This window comes from Streptomyces sp. DSM 15324 (assembly GCF_001514285.1).
Classification (GTDB): domain Bacteria; phylum Actinomycetota; class Actinomycetes; order Streptomycetales; family Streptomycetaceae; genus Streptomyces.
Genome location: NZ_KQ949035.1, coordinates 1 through 15,211, shown reverse-complemented (window position 1 = coordinate 15,211; position 15,211 = coordinate 1). Strand labels below are relative to the sequence as shown.

Annotated in this window: 11 protein-coding genes; 3 read left to right on the top strand and 8 right to left on the bottom strand. The window is 72.2% G+C overall.

Annotated elements, in window-relative coordinates:
* Positions 1-3: 3 nt before the first annotated feature.
* A complete protein-coding gene (locus AQJ58_RS32825) occupies positions 4-1,212 on the top strand; it encodes a PucR family transcriptional regulator (protein ID WP_199844743.1) in 1,209 nt (402 codons plus the stop codon).
* 4 nt (positions 1,213-1,216) lie between these two features.
* Here AQJ58_RS32825 and AQJ58_RS32820 read toward each other — a convergent pair whose 3' ends face one another.
* The 3 genes from AQJ58_RS32820 to AQJ58_RS32810 form a co-directional block, all read right to left on the bottom strand.
* Entirely contained in the window at positions 1,217-3,475 is a 2,259-nt protein-coding gene (locus AQJ58_RS32820) for an endonuclease (protein WP_067256776.1), read from the bottom strand.
* A gap of 113 nt (positions 3,476-3,588) precedes the next feature.
* The gene (locus AQJ58_RS41815) at positions 3,589-5,823 is read right to left on the bottom strand and encodes a protein kinase domain-containing protein (protein WP_079079385.1); all 2,235 of its coding nucleotides are present in this window, start codon (positions 5,821-5,823) and stop codon (positions 3,589-3,591) included.
* 217 nt (positions 5,824-6,040) lie between these two features.
* Complete coding sequence (locus tag AQJ58_RS32810; RefSeq protein WP_067256774.1) at positions 6,041-6,556, bottom strand: hypothetical protein; 516 nt, start codon at positions 6,554-6,556, stop codon at positions 6,041-6,043.
* A 203-nt stretch (positions 6,557-6,759) separates the two neighbouring features.
* Here AQJ58_RS32810 and AQJ58_RS32805 point away from each other — a divergent pair, with 203 nt between their 5' ends.
* Entirely contained in the window at positions 6,760-6,972 is a 213-nt protein-coding gene (locus tag AQJ58_RS32805; protein ID WP_159056359.1) for a hypothetical protein, read from the top strand.
* A gap of 166 nt (positions 6,973-7,138) precedes the next feature.
* Here the strand turns inward: AQJ58_RS32805 and AQJ58_RS32800 are convergent, their stop codons facing one another.
* The 3 genes from AQJ58_RS32800 to AQJ58_RS32790 form a co-directional block, all read right to left on the bottom strand.
* Positions 7,139-7,909: a maleylpyruvate isomerase family mycothiol-dependent enzyme gene (locus AQJ58_RS32800; RefSeq protein WP_067256769.1), complete on the bottom strand. Its 771-nt coding sequence runs from the start codon at positions 7,907-7,909 to the stop codon at positions 7,139-7,141.
* Positions 7,910-8,357: 448 nt separating this feature from the next.
* On the bottom strand, positions 8,358-9,644 hold the full coding sequence (locus tag AQJ58_RS32795) for a glucuronoarabinoxylan endo-1,4-beta-xylanase XynC (RefSeq protein WP_067256767.1): 1,287 nt from the start codon (positions 9,642-9,644) through the stop codon (positions 8,358-8,360).
* A 137-nt stretch (positions 9,645-9,781) separates the two neighbouring features.
* On the bottom strand, positions 9,782-11,437 hold the full coding sequence (locus tag AQJ58_RS32790) for a glycoside hydrolase family 43 protein (RefSeq protein WP_067257107.1): 1,656 nt from the start codon (positions 11,435-11,437) through the stop codon (positions 9,782-9,784).
* A gap of 314 nt (positions 11,438-11,751) precedes the next feature.
* Between AQJ58_RS32790 and AQJ58_RS32785 the strand changes: the two genes are divergently transcribed.
* Positions 11,752-12,774: a LacI family DNA-binding transcriptional regulator gene (locus AQJ58_RS32785; RefSeq protein ID WP_067256765.1), complete on the top strand. Its 1,023-nt coding sequence runs from the start codon at positions 11,752-11,754 to the stop codon at positions 12,772-12,774.
* 299 nt (positions 12,775-13,073) lie between these two features.
* On the opposite strand, the gene AQJ58_RS32780 is transcribed toward AQJ58_RS32785, so the two are convergent.
* Together AQJ58_RS32780 and AQJ58_RS32775 are read right to left on the bottom strand one after the other, a co-directional pair.
* On the bottom strand, positions 13,074-13,949 hold the full coding sequence (locus AQJ58_RS32780) for a COG4705 family protein (protein ID WP_107122213.1): 876 nt from the start codon (positions 13,947-13,949) through the stop codon (positions 13,074-13,076).
* 579 nt (positions 13,950-14,528) lie between these two features.
* Positions 14,529-15,143 (bottom strand): hypothetical protein, encoded by a 615-nt coding sequence (locus tag AQJ58_RS32775; protein ID WP_067256762.1) that lies wholly within the window; start codon positions 15,141-15,143, stop codon positions 14,529-14,531.
* Positions 15,144-15,211 lie beyond the last annotated feature (68 nt).

The window sequence follows — 15,211 nt, the reverse complement described above, 5'->3', positions numbered from 1 at the left end:
GCAATGGACCTCTGGGGTGTGACGTCCGCGCTCCACGCGCGGCTGCCGGAACTCGGCGAGCGGATGGCGCGGCGCATCCGCTCCGCCGTTCCCGCCTACCAGGACGAGTCACTGATCCCCTTCGACTCGCTGCGCCGCTCCTGCGCCGCCAACGCCGACCTCGTCCTGAGCCACTTCCACCGCACCGACACCCCCGACCCCCGCCCGGCCCGGGACACCGGCCGGGTCCGCGCCGAGCAGGGCATGCCGCTCGCCGACACCCTGCACGCCTACCGGATCGGCTTCGAACTGCTCTGGTCGGAGATCATCGAGGAGTCCCGCACGCACCCCGAGGTCACCGACGCCGTGCTGGTCACCCGGTCGGCGGAGATCTGGGCGCTGTTCGGCCGCTACGCGGAGGCCGTGGCGGCGGCCCACCGGGAGACCGCCGCCGAACTGACCCTCCAGCGTGAGGCCCGCCGCTCGGCGCTGGTGGAAGCCCTGTTCACCGGCGTCCTCGCCGACCGCACCACGCTGTGGGAGGCCGCCCGCGAGCTGGGTCTGCCCGAACAGGGCCCGTTCGCGGTCGTCGCCGCGGCCGCCGGTGCCCCCGGCGAGGAACCCCTCAGCGGCATCGAGGCCGCACTGCGCCAGGCGCGTCTGCCCTCTGCCTGGCGGCTGCTGCCGCACCAGCAGATCGGCGTGGTCGCCCTGGCCGCCCCGGGGGCCGAGGACACCTGCCTGCGCGCTCTGCGCCGCTCCCGCGCCCGGGTCGGTGTCAGCCCGGGCTTCCTCTCGCTGCGCGACACCCCGCAGGCCCTGCGCTTCGCCCGGCTGGCCCTGGCCGGACTGCCCGGGACCGGGCCCGGCGTCGCACGCTTCGACGACAACCCGCTGGCCATGCTCGTCGCCGCCGCGCCCGCCGAGGCGGCCCATCTGACGGGGGTGGTCCTCGGACCGGTGCTCGCGCTGCCCGCCGGGGAACGGGCCCGGCTGCTGACCACCCTGGAACACTGGTTCGCCGCAGCGGGCTCCGCCGCCGACACGGCCCGCACCCTCTTCGTCCACCGCAACACCGTCCGCTACCGGCTGCGCCGCGTCGAGGAACTCACCGGCCGCTCCCTCTCCGACCCCCGTACGACAGCGGACCTCGGCGCCGCCCTGCTCGCCGTACGCACCTCGGGGCCGGGGCCGGGGCCGGGCGCGCCGCCCGCCGGGACCCCGCAGGACTGAGCCCTCAGGTGTGCCAGACACCCGTGAAGTCGATACGGCCGGACCAGTCGGGGTGGTCTATCAGCGGGTTGCGGTTGCCCTGGATCTCGGCGGCGGCCGCGTTGCGGTGTTGCTCGTACTCGCTCACCGGCTCGCTGTCGTGCCAGGTCAGCAGGGTGGGCAGCCGCTCCGCCGGGAACTCCCGCGGCGCGTCGCCGACCAGCCCCGGGTAGCGCAGGAGGAAGTACAGGGTGGCCCGGGCGACGGGTCCCTTGCCCTGCTCCGGCTCGAATCCGTCGTCCTCACGCCTCCCGCAGGCGTCCCGCACCGCCTCGCGCACCTCGGGGAAGTCGATGTAGGGGAAGTTGCCCCGGAAGCTGTTGCACCCGGCCTCGCACGCGAACAGATGGTGCAGATCGCCCCGCATCGGCTCCTGCTTGGCGAACCACGACTGCGGCACGACGTGTTCGCAGTTGAACGGCATCGCCTCCTCCAGCGCGTCGAACTCGGCCTCGAACTCGGCCGGGCCCGCCGTGCTCTCGTGCAGCAGCAGCTCCCGGACCCGGGTCAGCCGGCCCTCCGCGACGGCGGCGTCGGCCCGGATGAACTCCTCCGGTGCGAAGTCCCGCCCGGAGTAGACGCCGTGCAGCCGCCCGTCCTGGTGCAGATCGACCCACGGATACACGAGCCGGATCGGCTGGTACCTCGGGCGGGGCGCGTGGGTCCGCTCCAGCAGACCGGTGAGCGCGCGGCGCAGCGCGTCGCCGTCCAGGTCGCCGACGCCCGCGTAGTAGGCCTCGCGGGCGGCCTGGTCGGCGGTCCGGTCGTAGTACGGCCGGTCCTGGGCGAGCCGGAGGTTGACCAGGGCGGCGGTGACGTCCCTGCCGACCGCCGAGGCCGTCTCCGACGGGGCGGCGGGCGGCGGCCCGGCCGGCGGCGCGAGCGGAGTGGCCGGAGGAGGGGGCGCGGGGACGGGCGGCACACCGTCGGCGCCGACGGCCGGCGCCGCGTACGTCGGCGCCGCGTACCCGGACGGACCGAGGCCGACGGTGACCCACAAGGGCACGGTCAGCCGCGTGGTGCCGTCGGCGACGCGGGCCGCGCCGATCCCGTCGGCCGCGGCCCCGTCGGCGGCGGTCGAGTCCGGCGGCGCGCTCTCGGGCGGTGCCACGGGAACAGCGGGTACGGCCGGTACGGCCGGTGCGGCCGGTGCGGCCGGCTCCGTGGCGAACACCTCGTCCCGCAGCCTCGCCGTCTCCCCGCCCGGGCTCATGGCGTGCAGGGCGCCCAGCACCCGGCTGATCCGCACCCCCTCGTTCGCCTTCCACGCCAGCCGCGCCTCGCCCATGTCCGGCTGCCAGACCGTGCCGTCCACGCTCAGCGGTCTGCCCTGCTCGTCGGTCCTCGGCACGGCCGAGTGGTGCAGGGCCACGACCTCCCACTGGTCGTTGAAGACCGGCGAACCCGACGATCCCGGCTGGGTGTCGCTCTCGTAGTGCAGGAAGTCGTCGAGCACGTCCACGACCCGGTTGTCCCGCAGCGCCAACTGCTTAGGCTCGCCCCGGGGGTGCTGGACGATGTTGACGGACTCGCCGATGACGACCTTGCCCGGTGCCTCGCTGAGCGCGAGCCGTCCGTACGACGCCAGCGCCTCGCCCCGGAGGCCGCGCGGCGCGACCGCGACCAGGCTGAAGTCCAGCCGCTCGTCGGTGACGAAGAACCGCTGCGGCTCCAACCCGAACACGGCCGGCACGAGCGGACCGCCGCCGACGCCGTCCTGGAAGCCGAACGCCACCTCGCTGCGGGCCGCCTCCTCCTGACCGCCCAGCACGTGGTGGTTGGTCAGCAGCAGCGCGGAGGAGACGAGGAAGCCGGTGCCGTGACCGCCGCCGGGCCCTCTGACGGTGATGCGGCCGACCGGGCGCGCGGCGAGGACGCCCTCCTCCAGGAACGCGACGGGGGTGAGGTCGTTGCGCCCGATCAGCCGCTCCAGGCCCAGCAGCTCTCGGCCGAAACGGTCCGGAGGCAGCGACAGGGTGCTCCCCGCGGTGGCCGCCGGATCCGACGGCGCCCGCTCGATCGCCCGGGCCAGCGACCAGTCGGCGCCGAGCCGGGCCAGCCGCTTGCCGACCCGCTCCGGATCGTCGGCGTACAACACCCCGCTGGTGGCGAGCACCGCCTTGTTGCGGTCGCGCCGCTCGGTGCGGTCCGTGTAGCGCCGGGCGGCCCACGTCAGCTGGGAGAGGTAGTCCGAGGCGCGCCGGGTGCGCGGTTCCGTCGTCATGGTCCGCCTCCTCGGCCTTCACGGACCGAAAGTCCGCTACGACGGGTGTACGAGGATGGTCATGACCTCCTTGTCATCATCACCTTTCGGGGTGGTTCACGCCAATCGGGGCCTCAGTCGCTGCCGCGCAGCGCCACCCAGGTGGCGTGGGCCACGACACCGTCGGTCGACAGGCTCTTGGCTGCCTGGAACGCGCGCACCGCGCTCGTCGTCTCGGGGCCGAACTCACCGTTCACACCGCCGCTTCCGACGCTGTAGCCGCGCGCGGTCAACATGCACTGCACCTGGAACACCTTGTTGCCGCTGTCTCCTTCGCGCGTCTTCCCGTTGCCGTTGTAGTACGCGCAGTCGGTGTTCCACGGCTGCGAGGCCGGCGGTTCGGCCGCCGGGGTCGTGGCGTCCGCGCTCGGCGAAGCGGAGGTACCGGTGTCGGTGCCCGTGCCCGTGCCCGTGCCCGTGCCCGTGCCGGTGGTGGTGGAGGAGACCGGGGCGCCGGGGGTGCTGCCGGCGGTCGTCGAACCCGAGGCCCCCGGCCGCGCCGGGTCACGGCTGCCGCCGACATCCGCCCGGCCGTCGGCGGAACCCGCCACCGAGGCCCGGTCGGGCACACCGGACGCCCCCGGCTGGGCGACGCCGCCGGGCAGTCGGCCGGGTGCCGCGCCGGACGCCGTCTCCATGTCCTGGGGCGGGGCCGCGGTGGTCCCGCCGTCCGGTTGAAGGAGGACGAGCCCACCGGCGGCGACCGCGCACAGCGCGACCCCCGCTGCCACGGCCATCCCGCGCCTGCGGCGGGTCCACCGACGGGATCCGCTCGGCGGTAAGGCCGCTGACGCCGCTTCACGAGGGGCGGAGCCGGGCGGCTGCTCCGACGCGGCGGCCCTGCCGGGCGCGGCGTCCTGGCCTGCCGTGTCCGGCACCGCGGACGATGCCGCGGACGACGCCGAGGGACCGGCCGACCCGACGGAAGCCCGGCCGACGGCGGACGGCGCTGACTTGATGCCGGCGCCGGTCAGGGCCGACCCGTCACCGGCGCCCCTGAGGGCCGCCCCGGCAGCGGCGCCCCGGAGAGACGGCCCCTCACCCGACCCCGCGCCTGACGGCCCGTCATCCGCGCCCGTGACAGCCGACCCGTCACCGCCGCTGGGCACCCCCGACGAGCCGTCAGCGGCGGACAGCGCCGACGCGTCACCGGCGTGCGACCGCGCCGGTACGGCATCCGTCCCGAACCGCGACGCGGAGTCGGCGGCGGACGGCACCGAGGAGGACAGCGGAGCGCGCTCGGCGTCGAACGGGTCCACCCGTGCGGCGGCCACGCCCGCGGGTGCCGGGCGGCCCAACGGGCCCGGCGCGGTACGGGAGGCCGAGGCGGGCCGGCCCGCGGGGAGCAGGCGGACCGCTCGCTCCACGGGGACCCGGTGCAGCGTCTCGTACGCCTCCTGCCGGGCCAGCACCTCGCCCTGGAGCGGCTCGGGCCAGTCGTCCGCGCCGGTGTGCGCCGCCCCGAACGCGACCAGTTGACCGGCGGTGGGCCGCAGCCCGGGCTCCTTGGCCAGGCACTGGGCCATCAGCGCGGCCAGCTCGGGGTCGGCCGCGGCGAGCGCGCCGGTCACCTGCGGATCGGGCTCCTCGAACGCCACCCGGTGCATCACGTCGACCCCGGTGCCGTCCCCGAACGGGGCCCGCCCGGTGACCGCGTACACCAGGCTCCCGGCGAGCGAGAACACGTCCGAGGCGGCGTCGCAGTGGCCCGTCCTGAGGTACTCCGGCGACATGTAGGCCGGGGTGCCCACCCGGTTCCCCGTGCCGGTGAGCGCGCTGGCGTCCGCCGCCTTGGAGATCCCGAAGTCGATCAGATGCGCGCCCTGCACGGACAGCAGCACGTTGGACGGCTTGAGATCCCGGTGGACCACCCCGGCGGCGGACAGGGCGGCCAGCGCCCGCCCCAGATCGGCGACCAGCCGCCACACGCTGGCGGCGGGCAGCGCGCCACCCCCGCGGACGGCCTCCGTCAGATCGAGGCCCGGGATGTACTCGGTGGCCATCCACAGCAGTTCGTCGTCGAAGCCCGTGCCGCACAGCCGGGGCGCGTACGGCGGGCCCAGCCGGGCGTGCACCGCCGCCTCCCGCTCGAAACGGCGCTGGAAGCGGACGTCCTCGGCGTACTCCGGCCGGATCACCTTCACCGCGAACAGTCCCGGGCCGTCGTCGGCGGCCCGGGCCAGGTACACCCGGCCCATCCCGCCGCTGCCGAGCAGCGCCAGCGGCGCATAGGGGCCGACACGGCCCGGATCCCCGACCCGCAGGGGTGAGGCGCCGGTCTGCCGGAGTGCGGCGGCCTCGGCCGCCATGGCAGTCGGTGGGGTCGGCCGCTGGTGAGTCACGGAACTCCCGAAGTGATGTTCGCCGTACGCCTGTTCGTTCTAGGGCGTGAGCAAAGAGGCTAACTCAGTCGTCGCCTGTGCTCAGGCTTTCAAACACTTCCGTAATCGCTCGGTCACCCGCCCCCGGTGCGGCCCGTCTCCCGTCCCGGGCCGCACCGCCTCCCGGTCCGGTGCCCTCCGCCCCTCAGGCCGTCGATCCCCGCCCCGCGCCGAGCCGTTCGAGCAGTCGCTCGCGATGGAGGGCGGCCACGGGGCCGATCAGGTCGGGGTGGCGCAGCAGGACCGCCGCCCGGCGGTCGTGGTCGTCGGGAGCGAGCAGACGCCGGAACCCCACCGGCGTTCCGCGCCCGACGGCACCCCTGGTGAGGCGGGCCACCGCTCGCGCGGCCAGTTCGGGATCGGTCAGGAGGCCGGCCGCCCAGCTCGCCACGACCTCGTCGACCCAGCAGCGCCAGGCCGGATCGTCCGGGTCCGCACCGGTGCCGCTCAGCCGGTCGAGCCCGGCCGAGCCCCCCGGCCCCGTGCCCCCGCCGGGTGCCGCACCCGTCACCGTCGGATAGCGCAGCCGGGCCGCGACGGTGACCGCCTGGCGGGCCTGCGCCTCGCACAGGGCGGCGGCGAGCGCGCCACCGGGAGCGGGAAAGGCGCGCGTCAGCCACAGCGTGGTCGCGGCGACGATCGGGGCGAGTTCAGCGAGCACGGGGGACCGTCCGGGCGTGAGGGTTCTCGCGAAACGGTAGCGGAGCCCGGCGCGGTCTCTCGACGTGTACTTGGCGTGGCGGCTCGATGAGACTGCCTGGCGAGCATCGGTCCGCAGCTTCGGCCGGGTCCCCCCGAGGGTCCGTTGCGTCACGCAGGCCAGGAAGGACGGCGGTGTCAGTGGTGCGCCGTAGGGTGCCGGGCATGACGACAGACGGCATGTCCGCGGCCCTGGATCCCATCTACATCCGGCTCGTTGCGGAGCGCGGAGACGTCCTTGCGCAGGCACGGGGGGAGGCGGATCGGGTGGGCCGTCTGCTGGAGCAGCTCTACCACGCCTCCGGCACCACCGACCAGGACGTCGAGCCAGGCTTCTTCTCTCGTCCCGCCTCGCGCCAGGGCCGCCCCCGCAGGTGAAGGCGGGGTCCGTGTCCGGCCGAGCCGACAGGCAGAGGACCGCCGCCCACGGTTCCGCGGCAGACCGCGACAGCGTCCCGGAGTTCCCGGGGCCAGCGGTCAGGGCGGCGACCGTACGGCGGCACGTCTGTTCGCTGCCGCAGTCCGTGGCCGTCTCCTCGCTCGTCTACGGCGCTGTGAAGAGCATCGGGAAACGCAGGCCCAGCCACGGTCTGCGGCCCCAGACGACGACCTTGGCGCGGGCCATGACGGTGGTGGCGGACCAGCGGCCCAGGGCGAGGAGGAGGAAGGCGACGGGGTCGATGGCTATCGTGCAGTCGGGCCGCCGGGGCGGGGCGTCGGTGACCGTGGGCACGCCGTCCGCGAAGGTGACGGCGAAGCGGTCACGGCCGATCCGCAACCGATAGCACGCGTGGTGGCCGACCGCGCCGGCGTTCACGACACGCGGCATGGCCAGTCGCATGAAGGGCAGCGTGAACGCGACCACTTCCCGGTTGACCATGTGGGGCCCGCCCAGCGCGACGGCGATGTCGTACCCGTGCCCGAGCAGGTGCGTGAGCAGGTACGAGCCCAGGGCGGCCAGGTCCATCGGCCCCATCGGCGTCAGCACCGCCTCCCGCGGACCGCGGCCGGCCGCGGCCGCGACGAAGGCCCGGGCGCTGTCCGCGATCTCCGCGCCGAGGAATGCCGGATCCCGCTGCGGGAAGAGGGCCAGAGCCGCCCGGTTGGCCGCCGCGAGGCCGCTCGGCGTCCCATCGCCGTAGGGGCGGTCCTCGCCCGCCCCGATGTCCGCCATCAGCTTCCCTGCCAGCGCGAGGTGCGCCGCCGCCTCTCCCACCGTCCACTCCGCGCCCCGCAGCGGCGTGTGGGGGTCGGCCGGCCGGAGCAGTTCCGCGATCCGGTCGGCAGTGGCGACAATGGCATCCTCGGGTGTCATGAACGCGATCGTGTCGGTGCCCGGACCTGCTGTCCAGTGCCCCGTCGGGATGGGCAGCAGCTCATCGTCGCCCCTGCTCCGCCGGTCCCCGGACCGGTCTGGTGGGCGAGGGTGATGGCGTCGAGTCGGGTGTCGGAGACGGTGATCACGGGCTGTCGCCCGCGTGATCCGCGGCCGTACTGACGGTGTCCGTGGGTTGCGTGAGGAGGCGACGCCTCGCGCTTTCGAGCGCCCGCTCCAGCTGGTCAGAACATCCGCCGGTTCGTCACCGGCGGTGGCGCCCCGCACGCCGTCGTGCAGCCGAAGGGGCGGTGGATCAACCACCTGCACACCCAGCTCCGCTCGGTCGAGTCCGCTCTCGACGTGATCGCCGACCCTGGCGACGCCGGCCCCGCCAGGACCGCTCGCACATCCCGGCCGCCGCCGGCTCACCGAGCGAAGCGACGTCCTAGCCGGTCACGAAGGTCGTCACGCTTCGGGCGGGAAGCTGGCCTGTGAAGGAGCCGCCGGACATGCTGACCCTGCCCTGCGGCGCGAGGTTCCTGCTTGCGTCCGTCAACCAGGACGACACGCCGGACGAGGTGTTGTTGCGCAGGGTGAACGGCTGACTCACCGGCGAAGCACCCTTGTTGATGGCGACGATGACCACCTGGGAGCCCCCACCCCTGTACGCCGAGGTGTAGACGCCCGCCTGGGGATTCGGGGTCGCGTCGATCCGCACATGTCCGGGGCGGACGAACTTCGAGAAGTGCGCCATGTTGGCACCGCGCTTGCTGATGCGACCGTCTTCCCGCATGGGCCCGTAGCCGCGCCGGATGTACCACCACACGTACGCCTGGAACTCGCCGTCCACCATGGCACGGTGGATGTGTTCTGCCACGTCGAGCGCCTGGGGCCAGAGGTCGGCGGAGTCGCTGCTGTTGGGGTGGTAGACCTCGGTCATCCAGAGCTCTTTGCCCCCGCCTCGTTGCTTGAACAGGGGGTAGGGGAAGTTCCCGTACGGCGTGCCGTAGAGGTGGGCCCCGAGGATGTCCAGGTTGGCAAGGGCCTGGGGGTCGTTGAGGATCGGGTCCGAGAAGCTCTTCACGTACTGGAAGGACTCCGGAGCGATGACCTTGGTGCTGATGGAGCCGGCGTTCTCCCGCAGGAAGCGGATCATCTCGTTCGGAGTCCACCACGTCCAGTCATGCGCGTAATCGGGCTCGTTCTGCACCGAGATGGCATACAGGCTCACCCCGTTGTTCTTCATGAACCCGACGAAGTCGTTCAGGTGCTGCGCATAGGCGCCGTACATGGTGTACCGGAGCCGCCTCGCGTCGGTCTGGCTGCCGTGGACGAAGGTCTCGACCATCTGAGCGGGGGGATTCCACGGTGACGCGATGACGGTCGCACCGAGCTCGGTCGCCCGCCGTGCCGTCGCCACTTCGCGGGTCCAGTTCGCGCGGTCCTCGTGGACGGGGATTCTCAGCACGGAGAACCCCAGCTGCCCCTCGCTGTTGCCGAATGCCGTGTCTCTCTGGGCAGGCGTCAGGTCGGAGACCCAGACCGTGTGGTTCATGCCGCCGAAGCCCCGGATCGTCTGCCGTGCCGCCGAGGGGTCGACGATCACGGTGGCAGCCGCCGCGGACGGCGTCGGGGTCATCAGGACCGGCAGGGCCCCCATCGTAGCCAGAACAGACCTCCGGCTCGGGGAGCCCGGCCCGCTGGTCATGGATTCGTTGCGACGTAACGTCATCGCTCCTCCTTCTCCTTCTTCTGCACGCGTCTTCCGGCCACCGGCACTCATCGGGAGGGAAGGCGTCGCCGGGTGTCCGCGCTCGAGCTCTGCGGTCGTGCGTACGTCCCTCGTGATCACCCGCGGGGCGACCGCGTTCAGGGCGTGGTCAGCTCGAAGCGATGGACGGTCACGGCGCCGCCGAGTGCCTGGGTGGCGTGGTTGAAGATGGCGTAGCGGTAGCCCATGAAGAACTGCCAGGCGCTGTTGAGGGTGAAGGCGGGGCCGAGGGTGGTGTAGGTGGTGCCGTTGGTGCTGTAGGAGAAGCGGGCCTGGCGGCCGGTGCCGGGGCGGATGTCGGCGGCGGCGCGCAGCCAGACGCGGGTGCCGGTGATGGCCGCGGAGGCACGTTCGGTGCCGGTGCTGGTGGTGTTCCAGTTGCTGTCCATGGTGAGGCCGTCGACCATGACCAGGCGCGTGGTGCCGTTGTCGCGCTTGAGGCCGATCCAGGCGGAGGAATCGCGGAGCATGGCGAGGCCTGCTCGGTCGCCGTCGCGCATCTGGGCGTGGTCGAGGGTGACGGTGGCGGTGGAGGTGGGGCCCTGGATGCGGTGGGTGACGGTGTTGCGCGCGGCGTAGAGGTCGTTGGTGACGGTGGCCGTGCTCAGGCGTAGGCCGTTGTTGACGGACCATCGGCCGTTGTCGGGGTTGTGGTTCCACTCCCAGGCAGGTCTGAGGGTGGCCCCCTGGAAGGTGTCGACGCCGGTGAGGGGTTCGACCTGGCGGGGTGGCGGAGGGAGGTCGGGGGTGGTGTAGGAGGTGCCCCAGGCGCCGTTCACGAGTTGCAGTTGGGGCCAGCCGTCGGATGTCCAGGTGACGGGGGCGAGAGCGGGGACACGGCCGCCGGGGTAGGCGTCGACGAAGGCCATGTAGTACCACTGGCCGTTCTGGCTCTGGACGAGTCCGCCCTGGTGGGGGACGCCGCCGCCGGAGATCGGACCTGGCAGGTTGAGGAGGACCTGACGCAGGGTGTAGGGGCCGAAGGGACCCGAGGTGGACTTGAGGATGTACTGCCCGTTGGCCGGGCGGGTGACGAAGATGTAGTAGTTCCCGTTGATCTTGTAGAAGCGGGAGCCCTCCAGGGTTCCGATGCCGGCGGGGGTGGAGAACACCTGCTGGGCGCGGACCTGACTGCGGCCGTCCGGGGAGAGTTGGGCGACGCTGATCTGGGTGTTGCCGTAGGCCACATAGAGGGTGTTGTCGGTGTCGACGAGCAGCCCGGCGTCGTAGTAGACGTACGGCAGGTCGGCGTGGCGGTTCCATGGGCCCTCGACCGACGTGGCGGTGTAGATGTAGGTGCGGGCGAAGTCGATCTGGCCCAGCCAGTAGAACGTGCGGTCGCTCGCACGGTAGGCCAGCGACGACGCCCAGATGCCCCTCACATAGCCACGCCCGCCGTTCAGGTCGTACTTGGCCCCGAAGTCCAGACGTGGCACCGAGTGACCGGCGAACTCCCAGTTGACCAGGTCGTAGGATCGCAGGATCGGCGCACCTGGCGAGTAGTGCATCGTCGAGGCCGAGTAGTAGTACGTGTCACCGACCCGGATGATGTCGATGTCGGCGAAGTCCTGCCAGATCACCGGATTCGTGAACGCGGCGGCCGCGGCGTGGGGCACCTGGGCGGCCGCACGGGCCGAAGCGGCGTGTGCTGACTGGGCGTCGGCCAGCGGCATCGCGGCTCCCGCCACCAGTCCGGTGGCGGTGGTCAGTATCCCTCGGCGGCTGGGGAAGTGAGGCTGCGCGGATGCGGACATGGGCATCACTCTTCTCCGCGGGCGGGTGGGAAGGCCGGGGGCACCCCGTGGCGTACGGCTGCTGCTCCGAGCGCCTGGACCGTCTCCATCGAGCGCTCACTTCGGGCGTCCGTACGATACGGGAGCGCTCCCCTTACGGTGCGTGCAGAAAGATCCCTCTTCATCGCAGGCTCCCGAGCGAATGATTTTGGGGAGTTCTACCGATCGTTGTGGTGTGAGAGGACCGTAGAAGTGCGGCCCTGCGCCGTCAACCCCCTTGTGTGACAGGAGAGTTCACTTCGAAAGGGATCGGAACCGGCCAGTACACTGCCCCCATGTCCTCAGACGACGGCCGCAAGGGCGAACCGCTGACCCTCGCGCAGATCGCGAAGCGCGCAGGGGTCTCCGTGGCCACGGTCTCCAAAGTGGTCAACGGGCGGGCCGACGTGGCCCCCGCGACCCGCTCGCTGATCGAGGACATCATTCGTCGGTACGGGTACCGGCGGCAGAAGGCGGCGGGGCCCGCTGCCCTGCTCGAACTGGTCTTCCACGAGGTGCGAGGCCCCTACCCGACCGAGATCTTCCGCGGTGTCCAGCGGGTGGCCGGGGAGCACCAGCTGGCCGTGGTGGTTTCCGAGCTGCGGGGCAGACACACCCCGGAGCAGGACTGGGTCGCGGGCGTGCTGGCACGCCGCCCGACCGGTGTCGTCTCGGTGTTCTCAGGACCCAGCGATGAGCAGGCCGAACAACTGCGCAGCCGGGGCATTCCGTTCGCACTCGTCGACCCGACCGGGTATCCCGACTCCGACGCTCCGTCGGTGAGCGCGAGCAACTGGAGCGGCGGGCTGTCGGCGACCCGGCACCTGCTGGAGCTCGGGCACCGGCGCATCGCCGTCATCATCGGGCCGGAGCACGCCCTGGCCGGCCGGGCCCGGCTGGACGGCTACCGGGCCGCCCTCGACATGGCCGGCATCCCGATCGACCCCGACCTCGTCCGCGTCGGTGACTTCCAGATCGTCGACGGCCTCAAGCACACCCGGGACCTGCTGCGCCTCCCGGAGCCGCCGACCGCGGTCTTCGCCGGCAACGACGGCCAGGCGCTCGGCGTCTACCGCGCGGCCGTGGAGGCAGGGCTACGTGTTCCCGAGGACCTGAGTGTCGTCGGATTCGACGACCTCTTTCCGAGCCAGTGGCTCACCCCGCCACTCACCACCGTGCGCCAACCGCTCGCCGACATGGCCGCCACCGCCGCCGGTATGGTGATCGCCCTCGCCCAGGGCCGACCGCTTAGGCGAAGGCGTGAAGAACTCGCCACCGAGCTCGTCGTCCGTGAGAGTACCGCCTGTTTCAGGGGCTGACGTCCGAAAGTTGTCGGAGCGGGTGACTCGGCCGAGGCGAGCAGCCGGTGGCGATGGCCGACCCGCGGCGGGACTCCGCGACGGCCAGGAGCAGGGTCTCGACGAGAGCCTGGACGAGACCGGCCCGCCGGGCCGCCCGGTGGTCCTCGATCCACGGCACTGCCCGTAGGGCAGGGGAACCCGGCCGCCGTGGGTATCGACGGTAAAGGCCGGCGCCGCCGCATGCGAGGACAGCCCCGGCCTCGGAACGTCCCCGTATCCGGCTCTTCCGGGCCAACCTGCCTGCCGGGTGACCGGACTCAGTCGGCCCGCTGAGTGACGGGCTCGCGCCCCGTCGGCCGCGGTGCGGTGGTCCGGCGTTCCTGGACCTGCGCGTAGGCCACCAGCCCGAGCAGGACGCCCAGGAGCACGGCCGAGGACCCGGCGGTGCCGAGGTCCAGGCCGCCCTTGGCGACCGGCTTGGTCAGGAAGTCACCCGCGGTGGCGCCCAGCGGGCGGGTAAGGACGAAGGCGATCCAGAACAGCAGCACGTTCGGCACCACCGGCACCTTCATCAGGGCGACGAGCACAGCAAGCGCCCCGCTCACGAGCAGAGCGCCACCTGCGTAACCCAGCCCGGAGCTGTCGGAGAGGAAGTCACCCATGGAGGTGCCGAGCGTGTTGGAGACGAGGATCGCCGACCAGAACAGTGCCTCGCCGCGGAAGGTGACGATGTCGCGGATCTGGAAGGTCATCCCGGTCATCTTCCAGACGGCGAAGATGACCAGCAGGATGGAGATGAGGATCGCTGCCCCGGTGGGGTAGCCGAGGCCGAGACCCTGCGGTCCCCAGCCGAGCGAAGTGGCACCGCCGGAAAGGAACTTGGGGCTCGCGTCACGGTTCATGAAGTCGGACATCGTGGTGCCGGCCATGCTGGTCGACAGGATCACGGTCCAGTAGAAGAACGGGTTGTAGCGGCTGGACCTCAGCTGGACGACCAAGGTCACCACGAACAGAAGGAACAGGGCGATCGTGGTAAGGAAGTAGCCGAGCCTCAGGGTCTGGGCGAAGAGGTCGCCGGCTGTCTCGCCGAGGGTCGTCGCGGCGATCTTCATGATCCAGAACGCCAGAGTGACCTCGGGTAATTTCTTCATCACTGACTTGGTCGCGCTCGCGACGTCGAGATCAGTGAACATTTCCGGTTGCTGCACGGTGGGGGGCTCCGATTCGGTCGTACGGCACAACGCCCGCCCAGAGATGGGGGCGAGCGCCCTGTGCCATGGGGCGACCTCGAAGAGTGATCGCCGGAACCGATCTTGGCAGCGTCAGCCTGAACGCATCCTGAACGCAGGCCGCGCCCCTGCTCAGGCCGTGTGCCGGGTGGCCGACTGCGACTGCGCCCACTGGTGACGACGGCGGGAGCCAGTCCTGCGCATCGCCGGTGCGGGACTTGGGCGAGGGATGGAAGCGGTGGCCGTAGACGAGGGACTGCGGCGAGACCAGGTAGAGGTCCCAGGCAGGGTTGCGGTCGCGCGGTGACGCAGGAGGGAGCGGATGGTCTCGCGGCTGTGGTGGTGACCGCGCAGTCGCGGGCCAGTTCACGCACCTCCACGTCGCGTAGTCCCGAGAGGTATGCGATCACGTTCAGCCGGCCGTACGCAGCTGGGTCAGCGCGGCGGCGAGGGAGAGCGCGTCGAGCCGGCCCCGCCAGGGGCGGCCGGTGACGGCCAGGGCGAGAGGGGGGTGCCCAGGCCGCCGCTTTCGTACCCTCGTCCTCAGCCGCCTGCCACCGGCCTGGAGCCGATGGCTGCGCAGGCCGCCTTCTTCGTGGGGTAGCCGTCCGCCGGGTAGATCACCGGTCCGCCGAGTTCCCCATGGCTGTCGGCGGCGGAGGACTCGCCGCTGTCGGGCTGCGCGTTGGGGAAATAGCAGGCCGCGAACCGGGCCGGCTTGGGTGTCTGCGGCACTGTGCCCTGTGCGGGCCGGTTCCACATCCCGTCCCAGGCCGCCGCGCACGAACGCGCCGCGTCCTGCGGATCGAAGTCCTTCATGGCTTTGAGCGGCAGTTGACTCAGGTCCGCTTCGGGCGACAGTGTGCGAGCACACATGACATTGCGTCCGTTGTCGCCCCATGGCCCGAATGTGGCCACGGCAGCCGTGGTGGCGCCCCCGAGGAGGGCGGCTGCGACCGCACCCACCATGAACAGATGCCGGCGCCTCCCGGAACCGGCCGTGGCAGGTGGCTGCTCGGTCCGTCGCAGGATCTCCTGCAGCACGGCCTGGCCGGCTTCGGAGACCGCCCAGCCGTCGGTTCCGTCGCCGGCGGGGCAAAGGGCACGGACGGCGGCGAGGTCGGGCGCCTGGCCGTGCTGGGTGACGGTCTGCTTCATGCTGACTCCCGCTGGGTGAAATGGGGCTGGGAAAGAAGGTCATGGGCCGGTTGTGCATGGTCCGCACA